We start from the raw sequence: 16831 nt of genomic DNA, 5'->3' as shown, positions 1-16831 counted from the left end.
ACGACGCCGCCCCGGCCCCTTCCGCGCGAAGGTACCGGGGCGGCGTAGTTGGCTGTTGCAATTGCATGTAAATACTGTGTCGCACGGAAGGCCGCGCGCCTCGTGTGGCGTAGGAACCCTGCTGCGCACTTGGTGTGTCATTAGAACCTTTCTGAGCTCGGCCAAGGGTTCTGATGGCACATGAGATGAACGCGAGGGTCCTAACGTCCCTTTAGGTGCGTCTTTGCCGCAACGTCACCTCCGCCGACGCTGCTTCGCTCGCGAAGCCGTGCCCCCACCAGCGCCTCTCGCATCTCAGGCGCCCTTAGGACCCAGCCGCGCACCTGGTGCGTCGGTAGAACCTTTTTGAGCGCCGCCAGAGGCTCTAACGGCGCATGAGATGTACGCAAGGGTTCTAACGACCCTTGAGGTGCGTCTTTGCGGGGAGTTCAGACGTCAGTGGGGTCGTGCATTGCCCAGACGACCTCGCCATCGACCAGGTGCGCGGCGGGATGCAGGCCTAATTTCTGCGCCACCCGTTCTGACGCGTCATGGCCAGGAGAAATCCGCGCGGCAAAGCGTGCAACGTGGTCCTTCCGCAGCAATTCCACCGCCGACGACGCGGCTTTAGTCGCGTAGCCGTGCCCCCTCCAGCGACACGCGCATCTCAGGCGCTCTTAGGACCCAGCCGCGCACCTGGTGTGTCGATAGAGCCTTTTTGAACCGCGCCAAGGGCTCTAACGGCGCATGAGATGGATGCGAAGGTTCTAACGTCGCTCGGAGCTCGTCATGGCAGCACCTTCACCGCCGACGACGCCGCTTCAGTCGCGTAGCCGTGCCCCCACCAGCGTCTCTCGCATCTCAGGCACCCTTAGGACCCAGTAGCGCACCTGGTGTGCCACGCAGGTCTATTGGAGCTTCTCGCCGGATGGTTTGACCTCGCCGATGGCGTTGAGGCCGAACATCGGGGTGCCGTTGACGCGGTAGTCACCCACGATGCGGGCCTTGTAGATCGTGGGGTTGTGGGTCGCCACGGTGCGGGCGTTGCGCCAGAAGCGGTCGAGGGACTTGGACTTGCCCACGGCGGAGGCACCGAGCAGGTCGAAGATCCCGTCGGTCACATCGCGCACGAGTTCCGGAACAACCACCTGGGCGTGTGCCACGGGCAGTTCGCACGCGTTGGTCAACTCCTGGGGGTTGTCGAGAAGGGGGTCTCCGCCGAGAACGCCGATGGCGGCGTCGAGCTCGCGGGCCGCCTGAAGAACGATCGCCCGTGCCGCGGCAGCCTTGGCGCTGAGCTCTCCCACGCGCTGCAGCACCTGCGGATCCTCGCGAGCGACCGAGCCCGTACCGGTATTGAAACCGCGGGTGCGTGACCGCACCAGGTGCACGCCCTCGTCGATTGCGGCCTTGGCGATCCCCGCCTCGACGGCCAAGAGCACGAGCTGGAAGACAGCGGTCTCCTGGGTCGCGCGGCCGTCGCGATTGCGCACGTTGGCTGCCGGAACCTTGACCCCGCGGAAGTGCGTGGTGCCGGTTCCGGTGAGTTGCTGGCCGAAGCCGTCCCAGTCGTCGATCAGCTCGATGCCGTCCCACGAGCTCTTCACCAGCGCGTGCGAGCGCGCCTCCTGCCCGGGGATCTGGGCGGTGACCTGGATCCAGTCGGAGAAGATGGAACCGGTGGAGTAGTACTTAGTGCCGTTGAGCTCCCAGTCACCGCCCGCGGTCTGGGTGAGCGTGGTGGCCGCGGTGCCCAGAGCTGCACCGGAGCGCTCGGTCGCGGCATTACCCACGGTCTCACCGGCGGCGATCCGAGGGAACCAGACGTCGGATTCATCGGAGCTGAGGCTCGCGATGAATCCCAGGTGCGAACGGTAGACGTGCGCCACGTTGGAGTCGGAAGCGGCCAGGACGATCAGCAGCTCCGCCACCTGTTCCAGCGACGCGCCGTAACCACCCCGCGAGCGCGGCACCGTGAGCGCTCCGAAGCGGTGTTCATTGAGCCACGCGAACTGCTCGAACGGGAGAATCCGCTGCTGTTCGCGCTCTACGGCACCGTCGGCAACGCGATCAAAGACCGGCTGGAACACCTCGAAGAGTTCGCGGGTGCTCAGGGATCGCTGCGGATCCCCGTAAAGGGTTGCGGTGTCGAACTGTTCCTTGATCCCGGTGTCGCTGCTCATGTTCTCGGTAGTCCCTCGCGTTCAGTCGCGGTGCACGCACCCGACCGAGAGGAGCACAGCGCGTGCACGGGCATGACCGCGCGAACCGCAGGAGCTGAAAAGCTGTCCATCGGTCGTGGCGGAAGCACCGTCCCGGTATCCGGGTGGTTGCTGCGGCGTTGACGAGCCACGTCTCTCGGCCGCTCTTGATGGCGTTACGGATTCAGAGCATCACGCACCCAAGGTGACTGTCAACGCGCGTGACGGTTTATGACCGCCAGAACGCCCCGGTCACTCGGGACAGCGCGTGCAGGTCGTCCACGTGGGCGAGTTCGCGGGCGGAGTGCATCGACAACAGTCCCACGCCCACGTCCAGGGTGCGCATACCCAGGCGGGTGGCCGTGATGGGGCCGATGGTCGAACCGCACGGCACGTTGTTGTTGGAGACGAACTCCTGATAGCTCACGCCCGCACGCTCGCACGCGTCCGCCCACAAACCGGCACCCACGGCATCCGTGGTGTAACGCTGGTTGGCGTTGATCTTGAGCAATGGACCCGCACCGGGCTCGGGAGTGTTCACGGGGTCGTGGTGACCGCGGTAGTTGGGGTGGACCAGGTGACCGGCGTCAGCCGACAAACACACCGATTCGGACAGGGAACGTCGGTAATCATCTTGCGATTCACCCTGCGCCGCGCTGATCCGCGCGAGCACGTCTTCCAGGAACGGACCCGCCGCACCGGAGCGCGTGGCGGAGCCGACCTCTTCGTGGTCGAACGCGGCCAGCACGGACATCTGCGACGCGGATTCCAGGTCCTCGGCATGCTCGACCAACGCGTGCATTCCCGCGTACACGGAGGACAGGTTGTCCAGCCGCCCGCTCGCGAGCAGCTGCCGCCGCTGACCGATCAGTTCGGGCTTCTGTGTGTCCGCGAGCACCACGTCGAATCCCACGATGTCCTCCGGAGCCACCGACGCCTCGGCCATGTCGGCGAGCAGGCCCAGCACGTCAGCGTCCTGAGCCGAACCGGTCCCCCAAATGGGCTGCACGTGCTGCTGCTTGTCGAGTTTGAGCCCTTCGTTGGCGCCGCGGTCCAGGTGGATGGCCAACTGCGGGATCCGGGCGACCGCCTCCGTGGCGCACAGGTGCTGCGTGAGCTCGCCGTTCTCACCGCGCACCACGATCCGTCCGGCAAGACGCAGGTCCCGGTCCAGCCACGAGTTCAGCAGCACGCCGCCGTACACCTCAACACCAGCCTGGTACCAGCCGTTGGAGACCGTGGTGGGCTTGGGCTTCAGCTTGAACCCTGGCGAATCCGTGTGCGCACCCAGGATGCGAGCCCCGGCGCCCGCACGATAGTCGCGCGGGGCCACCCAGGCGATCAGAGCGCCGTCGCGAATCGTGAAGTGCCGCCCGCCGACGTCGCTCCACGCCTCGGATTCGCTCAGTTCCGTGAATCCCGCCCCGCGCAGTAGCTCCGCCGCGGCCGCGACCGCGTGGTACGAGCTGGGCGAGGCCATGACGTAATCGCCCAGGGCGCGGGCGTAGCCGAACGGGGCGCGGTGGGAATCCAAGTCAGAAACGCTGTGATGGGCCATGCAGGACAGTCTAGGGAGTGCGGTCCTGGTTGGTAGCCGAGTCGCCACCGTGGGAGCCCCGGTTCGGCGGCTGCGCACCCGCGAGCTGGCGGTCCCGCGGATCGCCACCCTGTGACGGGCCGTTCGGCCAAGGACCGTTCCCGGATTGTCCGTTCGGTGACTGCGGACCCGACGTCCTACGCACGTCCAACAAACCCACCGGGCGCCCCTGACCATCCCGAACGGTGTAGGGACCGTACTGCTCGGGCAGGGAGAGGTAGTTCTGGGTGCGGGGATCCACCACGAACGCCGCGAGCTCGGAACCCACCTGGCTGACCGTGCGGGGCCGCTGCGCCAACGCCGGCAACCGCGGCGGGGGCGGCAGGATGATGGTGCGAGACGTAGCAATTCGAGTCTTACGGGCCATCCGGAACACGACCAGGAGGAAGACCCCGTTGACAGCCAGCGTGAAGAGGACGTCGATGGGCCCGCCGCTGGTATCACTCAGGTCCGCCAATCCAACGATGGCCATGAGCGTGACCGTGCAGTTGTTGACCACGTGCAGGGCGACCGCCGCTTCCAGCCCGCCGGTGCGCCACGTGATCACGCCCATGGTGATCGCCATGACGGCAATGGAGGCCTGTCCCCACACGTCATAGAGGTGCCCGGCGACGAACAGCGGGACCGGCAGAAGAATCGCCCAGGCCGGGTGCTTCAACCAACGGCCCACCGTCTGCATCAGATAGCCACGGAAGACCAGTTCCTCCGCGAAACACTGGATGGGCACCAGCAGCACCACCATGAGCAGCAACCATCCCCACTGGGGTGCCACGGTGAACTCGATCGCCTCGCCGCCGGTCATCAGGTCGAGCAGGATGGACAAGCCGTTGATCACCACGAAAATGGCCAACGCCGCGAGCCCGCACTGGAGCATCCACTTCCAGCGCAGCCGCCCAGTCACAGAATGGAGCAGCCCCAATGGCCGCGGCCCCATGATTTTTCGGGCAAGGTACGCCGCCGGTGCCAGGAGCGCGACGGAACCGAACAGGAAGAAGAAGATGAGCGGATCCAGCTGGTCCATGGTGGCCACGTTGTCCAGGCCCATGGGGTTGTCCATGAACAAGATGACCGGGATGGCGAACAACACCGACAGAACGAGGAACAAGAAGAACAGAATCGCGCCCTCGACCAGGGGCTTCCACCATTCGTGGTTGCGGTCGGCGAATCCTAACAGGTGATACGCCAGCGTGCGTAGCTGCTCCGGCGGCACCTGGGACGGTCCGGTGGCCGGTACAGGCGCCGGGACACGACCGCCGTTCATGGTCGACGACGCCGCTCCCCCACCCGCGCCTCTCACCTCGCCGGGCCGTGGGGCCGGGCTCGAGTTCGGTGCTGGCGGCTTGCTCCAAGGCGCGGGATGCTGGCTCATGACTCCACGCTATCGGTCACTGGACCCCGGTGCGGTCATTGTGGAGGGCGTGTACCGCGGGCCGCGCTGCCTTACACCGCATAGCGGTCGACGAATGCGGCCAGGATCTTCTTGGGCTGGTCCACTTCGGGCCCGTCCTTCACGCGGTCGATCACGGTATGGGTGTCTCCGGGACGGAAGTACCCCAAATCCTTGTATGCAATCACGCGGTTGATCAGGCCGCCCGGGTCGAGTTCCGGGTGGAACTGCGTTGCGTAGAGGTTCTGCTTGACCCGGTACATCTGGACCTCGCACACCGTGCCGCTGGCCAGCAGCACGGCGCTGGCGGGCAGGGACCGGGTGCCTTCCTTGTGCCCCACGTACGCGGTGAACTCCCCCGGCAGTTGGGACAACAGCGGGTCCTTGGCACCCTCGTCGGTGACCGTAACGGTGATCGGCCCCACCTCTTCACTGCGGGTGCGATCCACCACAGCACCCTGGTGGATCCCCAGCGTGCCCACGCCGTAGCAAGCACCCAGGAACGGGAAGTCTCGAGCCACGACCTCGTCCAGAAGCGTGCTGATCCACTTCTCGGCGCGGTGCTGGGTGGACGACTTCTCCTCCGCGGGGTCGGAGGAATTGAAGGGCGAACCGCCCACGATGATTCCGCTGTAACGCTCCAGGTCCAGTTGCGGAACGGGCCCCTTCTCCAAACGCAGGTGTTCGAGCTGAGACTCCTGCAAGCCACCGAAACGCCGTACGGCGTCGTATTCCTCCAGTGCCACATCGTCTTCGGGCCGGGTGGCCAGCAGTACAAACGGTTTCATGACCTCATCGTAGGCACCGTTTCAGCACCCGCCGTGCGCGTCACGATGTGCGTCACACCACGTCACGCGTTACAGCGGGGTGACACTTGATTTCGGTTCTGAAAACTCCGGCCCAACCCTCTTGACTTCAGTCCTGTGATCCAGTTCACTATCTTTATATGGAATTTAGATTTCACATAGCGAAAAAGTAAGGGAAGCAATGACGCTCAGCGAGTTCAACGAAACGGATCGACAGTCGGCGGTGGAAACCGTACGCCCCGCTCTGGACATCCAACGCTGGATCGAAGAGATCGTGGACGGTCGTCCGTACGAAAGCACCGACGACGCACTGGCCGCCGCACGCGACGCGGCCAACCCTTTCACGGACGCAGAGGTCGATCAGGCTTTGTCGCACCACCCCAAGATCGGCGAGCGCGCCGCCGGGGAGTCCAAGGAAGCCGATCTCTCCCGCACCGAGCAGGCCGGACTGGGTGAGTCCACCGAGGACATCAAGGCCGAGCTCGCCCGAGGTAACGCCGAGTACGAGGAGCGCTTCGGCCAGGTGTTCCTGATCCGCGCCGCCGGCCGTTCATTGCCCGAAATTTTGTCAGAGCTGCAGCGCCGCCTGCAGAACACCCCGGAGGACGAGCGCACCGAAGTTGCCGATCAACTTCGTCAGATTGCACTCCTCCGCATCGAAGGGATCCTGTCATGAGCTTCATTTCCGCACACGTCCTTGATTCCGTGCACGGCTGCCCAGCCCAAGGAATCGACGTCACGCTCCTCACCGGTGAGGGCCAAGAACTTGGCACCGCCACCACCAACGAGGACGGCCGAGTCACCGAGCTCGGCCCAGAGACCCTGGAGTCCGGCCATTACCGGATCATTTTCGCAACCGAGCCGTACTTTGCCGGTCGCGAGCTTGAGACGTTCTACCCGTTCGTCTCAGTGGATTTCTCGGTGCGACAGGAGCAGGGCCACTACCACGTGCCCTTGCTGCTGAGCCCGTTTGCGTATTCCACATACCGCGGCAGTTGACCCAGGAGCCGACCCAGTCGACGATTGCCGATCCACTCAGACAGCACACCAATTTTCTACACAGGAGTAGATGAACATGACCGAAGTAGTTCTCGGAAAGAATCAGTACGGCAAGGCGCAGAACCACGTGGTGCGCATCAACCGTGACAACGACCGTCACATCATTCGCGACCTGGTCGTCACGTCCCAGTTGCGCGGTGACCTGACCGAGGTGCACACCAAGGGCGACAACGCCCACTGTGTCCCCACCGACACGCAGAAGAACACCGTGTTCGCGTTCGCCCAGAAGTACGACATCAAGTCCCCGGAGGACCTGATTCTCAAGCTCTCCGATCACTTCACGAGCGAGTTCGACTGGATTTCCGGTGGTCGTTGGGCAGCGGACGAGTACCGCTGGGACCGCATCAACGACAACGACCACTGCTTTGTCCAGAACAAGCAGGAAGTCCGCACTTCCGTGCTCGTCACGGGCGGTGCCAAGAAGACCGTGATCTCCGGCTTCAAGGACCTCACCATCCTGAAGTCCACCGAGTCCGGTTTCGAGGGTTACCCCAAGGACCAGTACACGACCCTGAAGGAAACCACGGACCGCATCATGTCCACGGACGTGGCGACCCGCTGGCGTTACAACACCACCGATGTCGACTTCGACGCCGTGTACGACAGCGTCAAGAACATCATCCTCACGAAGTTCACCGACCACTACTCCCGTGCGCTGCAGGAGACCCTGTACCTCATGGGCAAGGCCGTGATCGAGGCTCACCCGGAGATCGACGAGATCAAGTTCTCATGCCCCAACAAGCACCACTTCGTCTACGACTTGAGTTTCTGCGATCTGGGCAACAACAACGAAACCCACTACGCCGCTGACCGTCCCTTCGGCCTGATCGAGGCCACCGTGCAGCGCAAGGACGCTGCTGAGGACGAGCACGCCTGGATGGGCATCACCGGCTTCTGCTGAGCCATCTGCTCTACCGCCGATGTGTCCCCGCCTCTTGAGGCCGAGGCGGGGACACACCAGCTCATTCATTCCTAGGAAGGCTTCCCAATGTCACAAACCGCTACGACCGAGGTCAAGCGGCCCGAGGACGAGTACCTCGGCGCGGGTCCGAGCTTAGGCTACGGATTCCAGCACGTTCTGACCATGTACGGCGGCATCATCGCTCCGCCGTTGATCGTGGGTGGCGCAGCCGGTCTGTCCACCAATGAGCAAGCGCTCCTGGTCGCTTGCTGTCTGTTCGTCGGCGGTCTGGCAACCATGCTCCAGTCCTTCGGCATCAAGTTCTTCGGTTCCCAGTTGCCCTTGGTCCAGGGCACCTCGTTCGCCGGTGTGGCCACCATGACCGCGATCGTCAACGGTGACGGCGGGATCCAGGCGGTCTTCGGGGCGGTGATGGCATCAGCGGCCATCGGCTTCCTGATCGCACCGTTCTTCGCGCGCATCATCAGGTTCTTCCCGCCGGTGGTCACCGGCGTGGTCATCACGACCATCGGTCTGTCCCTGTTCCCCGTGTCCGCTCAGTGGGCCATGGGTGGAGCCGCCGTCGCGAATGGTGGGGATGAGAACGCGATCTTCAAGAACGTGTGTCTGGCCGGCGCAACGCTGCTGATCATCATGCTCCTGTCCAAGGTGGGCAGCGCGATCATCTCGCGGCTGTCCATTCTGTTGGGCATTGTTCTGGGCACGGTCTTCGCACTGGCTATCGGCATGGCCGACTTCTCTCAGGTCATGAACGGCGCGATCTTCGCGTTCCCCGAGCCCCTCGCGTTCGGACCGCCCACCTTCCAGCCCGCCGCCATCATCTCGATGACCATTGTGGTGCTGGTGATCCTCACGGAAACCACCGCGGACATCATTGCCGTGGGTGAGATCGTGGACACCAAGGTGGACCGCCGCCGTATCGCTGACGGTCTGCGTGCCGATATGGGCGCTTCCTTCCTGGCTCCCCTGTTCAACGGCTTCACTCAGTCCGCGTTCGCGCAGAACGTTGGTCTGGTCGCCATCACGGGTGTGAAGAGCCGATTCGTGGTCACGGCCGGCGGCCTGATCATGTTGATCCTCGGCCTGCTGCCCATCCTGGGTCGCGTGGTTGCTGCGGTCCCCATGCCGGTCCTGGGTGGCGCGGGCATCGTGCTCTTCGGCACCGTGGCCGCTTCCGGTATCCGTACCCTGGGTAAGGTCAAGTACCAGGGCACTCCCAACCTGGTCATCGTCTCCACCGCCATTGGTATCGGTATGCTGCCGATCGCAGCTCCGGACATCTACAGCGGCTTCCCCACGTGGTTCGAGACCATCTTCCACTCCGGTATTTCTTCCGCCGCTGTGGCAGCTGTCCTCCTGAACATCCTGTTCAACGAGATCAAGCTGGGTAACCCGCCCAAGGGCGAAGGTTCTGTCTTCACCGCGGCGCCACCTCGCTACGTTCGGATCGAATCGCTCGAGCACCTGCAGGGCTCCCTGCGCGAGGGCGACACCATCAAGAACGGCAAGCTCGTGGATTCCGAGGGCAAGGAAATTCCCGCCATCACGGCGTCGGGCGAGGTCGTCCAGGCTCCGGTCGTGGAGAATCGCTCAGGGTCCTCGAACAGCGACCACTAGCCGGGCCGACGACGCCGCTAGCGACCTTCGCGCGCGAGGGCACCGAGCGGCGTCGTCACCCAAGAAACTATTTCGCGGCTGCCAGGCCCCCACCGGAGCCTGGCAGCCGCACTGCCACATCGGTGAACCACCGTGACACTGCAGGAGAAACTGTGCAGCCTTCAAGCAATCACCATATTTTGAGCGGGTTGACCAACAACCTCAAAGACGCCAACTCCGAGGAAACGCAGGAGTGGATCGAGTCCTTCGACGGACTGATCGAGGCCCAGGGCACCGAGCGCGCGGAGTACATCATGCGCGCCCTGTTGCAGCACGCTGGCACTCACTCCGTGGGCGTGCCCATGGTGACCACCTCGGATTACGTCAACACCATTCCTGTTGATCAGGAGCCGGAATTCCCCGGTGACGAGGAGATCGAGCGCCGCTTCCGCGCCTACCTGCGGTGGAACGCGGCCGTCATGGTGCACCGCGCCCAGCACCCGGAGATCGGCGTGGGCGGGCACATTTCCTCCTACGCCGGTGTGGCCACTCTCTACGAAGTGGGCCTGAACCACTTCTTCCGCGGCCCCGAGCATCCGGGCGGCGGCGATCAGGTGTTCTGGCAGGGTCACTCCTCCCCCGGTAACTACGCGCGCGCGTTCCTCGAAGGCCGCATGACCGAAGAGGACCTCAACGCGTTCCGCCAGGAGAAGACCAAGGCTCCGCAGGGGCTCTCGTCCTACCCGCACCCACGCTCGATGCCGGACTTCTGGCAGTTCCCCACGGTGTCCATGGGTCTGGGCCCGATGAACGCGATCTACCAGGCGCAGTTCAACCGCTACATTCACAACCGCGGCATCAAGGACACCTCCGACCAGCACGTGTGGGCCTTCCTCGGTGACGGCGAAATGGACGAGCCGGAAAGCCGCGGCCTGCTCCAGCTGGCGGCCAACGACAAGTTGGACAACCTCACGTTCGTGGTCAACTGCAACCTGCAGCGACTCGACGGACCCGTGCGTGGTAACGGCAAGATCATCCAGGAACTCGAAGCGTTCTTCCGAGGCGCGGGCTGGAACGTCATCAAGGTCGTGTGGGGCCGCGAGTGGGATTCACTGCTCGAGAAGGACAAGACCGGCGACCTGGTCCGGATCATGAACGAAACGCTGGACGGTGATTACCAGACGTACAAGGCCGAGTCCGGTGGATTCGTGCGCGATCACTTCTTCGGCAAGTCCCCCGCGACCAAGGAGCTCGTCGCGGAGATGTCCGACGACGAGATCTGGAAGCTCAAGCGCGGCGCCCACGATTACCACAAGGTCTACGCGGCCTATAAGGCGGCCACGGAGCACAAGGGTCAACCCACGGTGATCTTGGCGCAGGCAGTGAAGGGCTACGGTCTGGGCACCCACTTCGAGGGTCGTAACGCGACCCACCAGATGAAGAAGTTGACCCTGGACGACCTCAAGATCTTCCGCGACCACTTGCGCATTCCCATCAGCGATGAAGAGCTCGAGAAGGACCTCTACAACGCGCCGTACTACCATCCCGGAGAGGACTCCCCGGAGATCAAGTACCTCCTGGAGCGCCGCAAGGAACTCGGTGGCTTTGTGCCGGATCGCCCGCACGAGCAGAAGGACATTGCGCTGCCGTCCGACAAGGCCTATGCCTCGGGCAAGAAGGGTTCCGGCAAGCAGATGGCCGCGACCACCATGGCGTTCGTGCGCATCTTGAAGGACCTGATGCGTGAGAAGGAGTTCGGCCACCGCATCGTGCCGATCGTGCCCGACGAATCGCGCACGTTCGGTATGGACTCGTTCTTCCCGACGTCGAAGATCTACAACCCGAACGGGCAGAACTACCTCTCCGTGGACCGCGAGCTCATGCTGGCCTACAAGGAATCCCCGCAGGGTGTGCTGTTGCACCCCGGCATCAACGAGGCCGGTGCAACCTCAGCGTTCACCGCGGCGGGTACCTCCTACGCCACGCACGGCGAGGCCATGATTCCGTTCTACGTGTTCTACTCGATGTTCGGTTTCCAGCGCACGGGTGACTCCTTCTGGGCCGCAGCGGATCAGTTGGCGCGCGGGTTCATCATTGGTGCCACCGCCGGCCGCACCACGCTCACCGGCGAGGGCCTGCAGCACGCGGACGGTCACTCACCGCTGATCGCGGCCACCAACCCGGCCGTCATCCACTACGACCCCGCCTACGGCTACGAGATCGCGCACATCATCAAGCGTGGCATCGAGCACATGTACGGGTCCAAGGATGAGGACCACAACGTGATGTACTACCTGACCGTCTACAACGAGCCGATCCGCCAGCCGGCGGAGCCGGAGAACGTGGATGTCGAGAGCATCGTCAAGGGCATCTACCTCCTCAAGCCGGCAGAGAACGAGGGCCCCAAGGCCCAGCTGCTCGCCTCCGGCGTGGGCGTGGCCTGGGCTATCGAGGCCCAGCAGATCCTCGCGGACGAATGGGGCGTTTCCGCTGACGTCTGGTCCGTGACCTCGTGGACCAACCTGCGCCGCGACGCCTTGGCCGCCGAGCGGGACGCGTTCCTCAACCCGGGAGAGGCCCGTCGTGTGCCGTACGTGACCGAGAAACTGGGCGCGACCCAGGGACCGGTCGTGGCGACGTCGGACTTCGCCTCCGATCTGCAGGATCAGATTCGCCAGTACGTGCCCAACGAGTGGGCCTCGCTGGGTGCGGACGGATTCGGTTTCTCGGACACCCGCGCGGGCGCGCGCCGTTTCTTCAACATCGACGCGCACTCCATGGTGGTGCGCACGCTGGAGATGCTCGCGGAAGCCGGTGAGGTGGACGCGGAAGCTCCCAAGCAGGCCATCGAGAAGTACGACCTGCTCAACCCCAATGCCGGAACCTCCGGTAACGCGGGCGGGGACGCCTGATTCCATCCAGTTCGACCGTGGCCCTCGTTCCGTAACGGACGGGGGCCACGGCTGTGCGCGGATCCATTCATCTGCACGGAGTCCTGTAAGAATGGGCGGCATGAAGGGGATTATTCTCGCGGGAGGCACGGGCAGCCGACTGCATCCGATCACCATGGGCATCAGCAAGCAATTGGTCCCCGTGTACGACAAGCCCATGATCTACTACCCGCTCTCCACCCTTCTCTTGGCGGGCGCGAGGGAGATCCTGATCATCACCACACCCCAGGATTCGGAGCAGTTCCGGCGGCTGCTGGGCGACGGATCGCGCTTTGGAGTGTCCATCACCTACACGGTGCAGGCATCCCCGGACGGGCTCGCGCAGGCGTTCACCCTGGGCGCAGAGCACATCGGTGACGAGCCGGTCTGCTTGGTGCTGGGCGACAACATCTTTTACGGCCCCGGCCTGGGCACGCAGCTGCGCCGCTTCAATGAGATCGACGGCGCCGCGGTGTTCGGTTATCGCGTGGCCGACCCCACCGCGTACGGCGTGGTGGAATTCGACGCCGCCGGCCGCGCCATCTCGCTCGAGGAGAAGCCGTCCCAGCCGCGTAGCCCCTACGCGATCCCTGGTCTCTACTTCTACGACAATCACGTGGTCGAGTACGCGCGGTCACTGAAACCCTCGGCCCGCGGGGAGCTGGAAATCACCGACCTCAACCGCATTTACCTGGAGCAGGGCAAGCTGCAGGTGCAGGTCCTGGACCGCGGCACCGCGTGGCTGGACACGGGAACCTTCGACTCGCTGGCGGACGCCTCGAACTTCATCCGCACCGTCCAGGCTCGTCAGGGGCTGTCGATCGGCTGCCCGGAAGAGGTTGCCTGGCGCATGGGGCTGCTCTCCGACGACGAGCTGCGCGAGCGCGCGGCTGGCCTGGTCAAGAGCGGCTACGGTCACTACCTCCTGGGACTGCTGGAGCGCGAACGGTCGCGGGGCTGAGCGAGCGGTGGCCGCGCGGCGTCGTCACCGGAATTTCACCCGAGGCTCCCCTACCCGCAAGTTGCCGTCCGACCGGGCGTGACGTCAGACCATCAGAGTGTGCTCGACAGCAACACTCTCGGGGGAAGGCAGCACGCCGTGGAACTCAATCGAAGGAATCTGGTCAAGGGAACCGCGGGTCTGGGGACCCTGGCCGTAGGTGGGCTCGTGGCCTCTCCCGCTCAGGCCCACGAGGGTCGCGGCCATGGCCATGGAGGCTCCGAGCTACCGAACGCGCCCCGCACGCCCGCGGAGCGGTTGGCGCGCGACGAACGGTACTGGCGCAGTGTGGCGCGGCACTTCCGCATGGACATGCCGATGACCAATTTCGAGAACGGCTACTTCGGCGCGAATCCGCAGATCGTGCGGGACACCTACGCGGAGAAGAACCGGATCATTCAGGAGCAGAACTCCTGGTTCCTACGCAACGACTACGAGAAGCACATCACCGAAGTGCGCGCCCGGCTCGCCAAGGCGGTGGGATGCTCCGTGGACGAAATCGCGATCACCCGCGGTGCAACCGAGGCGCTGCAGGTCATGATCGGCGGCTACAACAAGCTCAAGCCCGGGGACGCCGTGGCCTACGCGGACCTCGACTACGACTCCATGCAGTACGCCATGAACTGGCTCAAGGAACGCCGTGGCGTGGACGTGATCACCACCGCGATTCCGGAGCCGGCCACGTACCAGAATGTGATCGATCATTACACCAAGCTGCTCTCGGACAACCCGCGCATCAAACTGCTCCTACTGACCCACATCTCGCATCGCACCGGACTCAAGGTGCCGATCTCGGAAATCTCCCGCATGGCCGCCGAGCGCGGGGTGGACACCGTTGTGGATGCCGCCCACTCGTGGGGTCACGTGGACTTCGACGTCAAGGATCTCAACAGCCCGTTCGTGGGATTCAACCTGCACAAGTGGATCGGCGCGCCGCTGGGCTGCGGCTTCCTGTACATCCAGAAGGATCGCCTGGGCGACATCGACCGGCACTTCGCGGACGAGGACTTCGACGCCGACGACGTGCGGTCCAGGATTCACACCGGCACCGCCAATTCGGCCAATTACTTATCCATCCCCGCAGCCTTGGATTTCCACCACGCAGTGGGTGCCGCCAATAAGTTCGCGCGGTTGCAGTACCTGCGCGACCGCTGGGTCAAGCAGGTGGTGGACGTACCCAACCTGACCGTCATGACCCCGGAGGATCACCGGATGTACGGGGCTCTGACCTCGTTCCGGATCGACGGCAACACCACTCGCGAGCAGAGTGTGGCGATCACCGATTACCTCACCAACGAGTGGGGCGTGTTCACGGTGCGCCGCGGTGGTGTGGCCAAGGGCGAGGTCATTCGCGTGACCCCGGCCCTGTACAACACCCCGCAGGACAGCGACCTGCTGGCGCGGGCGTTGAAGGCTGCGGCGAGGCGGTTCTAGGCGTTCGGGTTCAACGCGGTGGTGGCGGCGGCGTTCTTGGCTTTCTGGCGTTGCCGCCACCGCACCACCGGCTCCTCGATACCCAACCATGCCAAGATGCCGGCACCGGTTCCGAGAATCACTCCCAGCACTACGGTGACGGGCTCGGGTAGCCCCGTGGTGACCGGCTCGAGAGCGCGGATCACGATCAGGTGGGCCAGGTAGATGCTGTAGCTGGCCAGGCCCAGCAGTTGGACGAGCTGGAGCTTCATGATCCGATTGAGGGAGCGGCCCAGCGGGCCATCCGCGCCCCCCAGTCCCCACATGATGACCAGAGCTGCAGCCACTGCTTGCATGGAATAGCGGAGGGTTTCGCGAAATAATTCATCGCGAATGACTAATGACGCCAGGTACAGCGTGAGAGCTGTCCACAGAATGGCGTCTTTCCCCAGAAACTCTTTCCTTCGCGCAATTTCGGCGTGAATACCTGCTGATTCATGAGAACGTAACCGTCTGCTCCTGAACCACAAGGCCACCAGGACACCAATGGCAATCGCCTCCGAACGGGTATCCGTGCCGAAGTAAATCCGATCCGAGGTAGCGCCGGAGAAGTAAAGAACCGCGCGAGCCAGCACCGAACACACGATGATTGCCCAGGCCAGAACGCGCAGACCCATTACCGGGCGATGACCAACAGTGGCGGGAAGATTTTCAACGCTCTGCGGAGATAAAACCCTCGAATATCAAAAGAGTTCGTCTTTTCGAGTTCACGTAATAACAAATGCGTAATGATGAAACCCGAGATGACGAAGAAAATGGTCACCCCGCTGCCGCCCGGAACCACGGTCAAACCTGCGTGCGACAGTACAACCAGCATGACCGCACCTGCACGCATGGCATCGACATGTGCGAATCCCCTCAAAGGAAGTTTGCGATTCTGCGCGTCAAGTGGCGTGTTAATAGCGCGATGCTTCGAAACTGAACTCCCCAAAACTGTCTCCCCCCGTAGCCACACACGTGTTTCTTTGTGGCATCCCCCGATGCCACAGGGCACTTGTCGTCCGTGAAAAATCCGTTGACCGCCCCAAATGGCGTACATACACAAGCACCCTGCGCATGGTAACGTGCCAGCAAGATGTCAGCGAGTTTTAAGGGAATAAGCGTTGACATCCGGCGCAAAAAAATAGCGCCACGGGACCAAGCATCCAAGGGGGCTTGAGATGCGGTCCGTTATCTCATGGGGAGGGATAAGTGTGAACACTCAATCATCACGACAATCGCTGACACCAGCTACGAAACGCCCGAGAACAATCATTCTGGGCACCGTGATCACGCTGGGCATCGGCGCACTCGGATTCACAGGATTCGCGGCGGCCCAGGCCGATCCGGACAATAACGACACGTCTGCGGCACCAGCCGAACCCGGACAGATCAATCCACACTTGGCCGCAGATGCCTTCGCCGCCGACTACGTGGTCGACAACAAACCCGCGGAGGACCTCCCTCGGTCGGGCAACCTCAATCGAAACGGCCCGGAGATGAAGGCCGTGGCCTCATGGCTCGCCGTTCCGACCACCACGGAGCAGGACAGCTCCGGGGCTGCCATCGGACCAGCTGCGGAGCAAATGGCGAATCTCGAGGACGAGTTCGAGCGCGAGGGCTGGAAGCAAGTTGGTGAGCCCAAAGTGGTAGGCACACCCACCAGCGCACCCATCACGATCGACGGCACGTCCGGTCTGCGCATCACCGCATGCTTGAACGACGCATCCGTCAAAGTGATCGGCCCCAACGGCCGTGTCGTGCGTCCCGAGTCTCAGGGACAGCGCGTCCTGAACACCTTTGACCTCATCGAGGATCCCGACGCTGGCTGGAAAGTTGTCGCCACCGGTTTCCCGTCCGATCCCCGCTGCTGATCCCAGCTCCACTCCACACTTCCGGTGG

15 protein-coding genes and 1 riboswitch are annotated in these 16831 nt (G+C 63.6%); of the genes, 8 read left to right on the top strand and 7 right to left on the bottom strand.

The window, feature by feature from the left end; genetic code table 11:
* Positions 1 to 428: 428 nt before the first annotated feature.
* The 5 genes from CKW39_RS15965 to CKW39_RS08220 all read right to left on the bottom strand — a co-directional run bounded on the left by CKW39_RS15965 (position 429) and on the right by CKW39_RS08220 (position 5952).
* Positions 429 to 650, bottom strand: coding sequence for a GNAT family N-acetyltransferase (locus tag CKW39_RS15965; protein WP_095797660.1), 222 nt, complete (start codon positions 648 to 650; stop codon positions 429 to 431).
* Positions 651 to 887: 237 nt separating this feature from the next.
* On the bottom strand, positions 888 to 2162 hold the full coding sequence (locus CKW39_RS08235) for an acyl-CoA dehydrogenase family protein (RefSeq protein WP_095797659.1): 1275 nt from the start codon (positions 2160 to 2162) through the stop codon (positions 888 to 890).
* 103 nt (positions 2163 to 2265) lie between these two features.
* Positions 2266 to 2357: riboswitch (SAM riboswitch) on the bottom strand.
* A gap of 52 nt (positions 2358 to 2409) precedes the next feature.
* Complete coding sequence (locus CKW39_RS08230; protein WP_095797658.1) at positions 2410 to 3738, bottom strand: M18 family aminopeptidase; 1329 nt, start codon at positions 3736 to 3738, stop codon at positions 2410 to 2412.
* A 10-nt stretch (positions 3739 to 3748) separates the two neighbouring features.
* A complete protein-coding gene (locus CKW39_RS08225; RefSeq protein WP_254049337.1) occupies positions 3749 to 5146 on the bottom strand; it encodes a CPBP family intramembrane glutamic endopeptidase in 1398 nt (465 codons plus the stop codon).
* Between the two features lie 71 nt (positions 5147 to 5217).
* On the bottom strand, positions 5218 to 5952 hold the full coding sequence (locus tag CKW39_RS08220) for a glutamine amidotransferase (RefSeq protein ID WP_095797657.1): 735 nt from the start codon (positions 5950 to 5952) through the stop codon (positions 5218 to 5220).
* 199 nt (positions 5953 to 6151) lie between these two features.
* Here CKW39_RS08220 and uraD point away from each other — a divergent pair, with 199 nt between their 5' ends.
* From uraD to CKW39_RS08185, 7 genes are all read left to right on the top strand, one after another.
* Positions 6152 to 6646, top strand: coding sequence for a 2-oxo-4-hydroxy-4-carboxy-5-ureidoimidazoline decarboxylase (gene uraD / locus CKW39_RS08215; protein WP_095797656.1), 495 nt, complete (start codon positions 6152 to 6154; stop codon positions 6644 to 6646).
* Positions 6643 to 6969, top strand: a complete 327-nt coding sequence (gene uraH, locus CKW39_RS08210) for a hydroxyisourate hydrolase (protein WP_095797655.1) — start codon at positions 6643 to 6645, stop codon at positions 6967 to 6969. Before uraD ends, uraH begins: the two co-directional genes overlap by 4 nt.
* A 76-nt stretch (positions 6970 to 7045) precedes the next feature.
* Positions 7046 to 7930 (top strand): factor-independent urate hydroxylase, encoded by an 885-nt coding sequence (pucL, locus tag CKW39_RS08205; RefSeq protein ID WP_095797849.1) that lies wholly within the window; start codon positions 7046 to 7048, stop codon positions 7928 to 7930.
* 87 nt (positions 7931 to 8017) lie between these two features.
* Positions 8018 to 9568, top strand: coding sequence for a nucleobase:cation symporter-2 family protein (locus CKW39_RS08200; protein WP_095797654.1), 1551 nt, complete (start codon positions 8018 to 8020; stop codon positions 9566 to 9568).
* A gap of 152 nt (positions 9569 to 9720) precedes the next feature.
* A complete protein-coding gene (aceE, locus tag CKW39_RS08195; protein WP_095797653.1) occupies positions 9721 to 12459 on the top strand; it encodes a pyruvate dehydrogenase (acetyl-transferring), homodimeric type in 2739 nt (912 codons plus the stop codon).
* A 100-nt stretch (positions 12460 to 12559) separates the two neighbouring features.
* The gene (gene rfbA, locus CKW39_RS08190; protein WP_095797848.1) at positions 12560 to 13438 is read left to right on the top strand and encodes a glucose-1-phosphate thymidylyltransferase RfbA; all 879 of its coding nucleotides are present in this window, start codon (positions 12560 to 12562) and stop codon (positions 13436 to 13438) included.
* Positions 13439 to 13537: 99 nt separating this feature from the next.
* A complete protein-coding gene (locus CKW39_RS08185; RefSeq protein ID WP_254049336.1) occupies positions 13538 to 14911 on the top strand; it encodes an aminotransferase class V-fold PLP-dependent enzyme in 1374 nt (457 codons plus the stop codon).
* Here the strand turns inward: CKW39_RS08185 and CKW39_RS08180 are convergent.
* Both CKW39_RS08180 and CKW39_RS08175 read right to left on the bottom strand, forming a co-directional pair.
* Entirely contained in the window at positions 14908 to 15567 is a 660-nt protein-coding gene (locus CKW39_RS08180; RefSeq protein ID WP_095797651.1) for an acyltransferase, read from the bottom strand. The two genes, CKW39_RS08185 and CKW39_RS08180, sit on opposite strands and share 4 nt — an antisense overlap.
* Positions 15567 to 15785 (bottom strand): acyltransferase family protein, encoded by a 219-nt coding sequence (locus CKW39_RS08175; protein WP_371514697.1) that lies wholly within the window; start codon positions 15783 to 15785, stop codon positions 15567 to 15569. Before CKW39_RS08175 ends, CKW39_RS08180 begins: the two co-directional genes overlap by 1 nt.
* Before the next feature lie 430 nt (positions 15786 to 16215).
* Between CKW39_RS08175 and CKW39_RS08170 the strand changes: the two genes are divergently transcribed.
* Entirely contained in the window at positions 16216 to 16803 is a 588-nt protein-coding gene (locus tag CKW39_RS08170) for a hypothetical protein (RefSeq protein WP_095797649.1), read from the top strand.
* The last annotated feature ends 28 nt before the right edge of the window (positions 16804 to 16831 follow it).

The sequence above is a fragment of the Kocuria sp. WRN011 genome, from assembly GCF_002295155.1.
GTDB classification, from domain to species: domain Bacteria; phylum Actinomycetota; class Actinomycetes; order Actinomycetales; family Micrococcaceae; genus Kocuria; species Kocuria carniphila.
This window is presented reverse-complemented; position numbering and strand designations above follow the sequence as displayed.

What these genes read in the sequence shown, in the direction of transcription:
- rfbA (WP_095797848.1), top strand. Translation starts at nt 12,560, where the DNA reads ATGAAGGGGATTATTCTCGCGGGAGGCACGGGCAGCCGACTGCATCCG.
- CKW39_RS08175 (WP_371514697.1), bottom strand. Translation starts at nt 15,785, where the DNA reads ATGCGTGCAGGTGCGGTCATGCTGGTTGTACTGTCGCACGCAGGTTTG.
- uraH (WP_095797655.1), top strand. Translation starts at nt 6,643, where the DNA reads ATGAGCTTCATTTCCGCACACGTCCTTGATTCCGTGCACGGCTGCCCA.
- CKW39_RS08180 (WP_095797651.1), bottom strand. Translation starts at nt 15,567, where the DNA reads ATGGGTCTGCGCGTTCTGGCCTGGGCAATCATCGTGTGTTCGGTGCTG.
- CKW39_RS08235 (WP_095797659.1), bottom strand. Translation starts at nt 2,162, where the DNA reads ATGAGCAGCGACACCGGGATCAAGGAACAGTTCGACACCGCAACCCTT.
- CKW39_RS08220 (WP_095797657.1), bottom strand. Translation starts at nt 5,952, where the DNA reads ATGAAACCGTTTGTACTGCTGGCCACCCGGCCCGAAGACGATGTGGCA.
- CKW39_RS08230 (WP_095797658.1), bottom strand. Translation starts at nt 3,738, where the DNA reads ATGGCCCATCACAGCGTTTCTGACTTGGATTCCCACCGCGCCCCGTTC.
- uraD (WP_095797656.1), top strand. Translation starts at nt 6,152, where the DNA reads ATGACGCTCAGCGAGTTCAACGAAACGGATCGACAGTCGGCGGTGGAA.
- CKW39_RS08225 (WP_254049337.1), bottom strand. Translation starts at nt 5,146, where the DNA reads ATGAGCCAGCATCCCGCGCCTTGGAGCAAGCCGCCAGCACCGAACTCG.
- CKW39_RS08200 (WP_095797654.1), top strand. Translation starts at nt 8,018, where the DNA reads ATGTCACAAACCGCTACGACCGAGGTCAAGCGGCCCGAGGACGAGTAC.
- pucL (WP_095797849.1), top strand. Translation starts at nt 7,046, where the DNA reads ATGACCGAAGTAGTTCTCGGAAAGAATCAGTACGGCAAGGCGCAGAAC.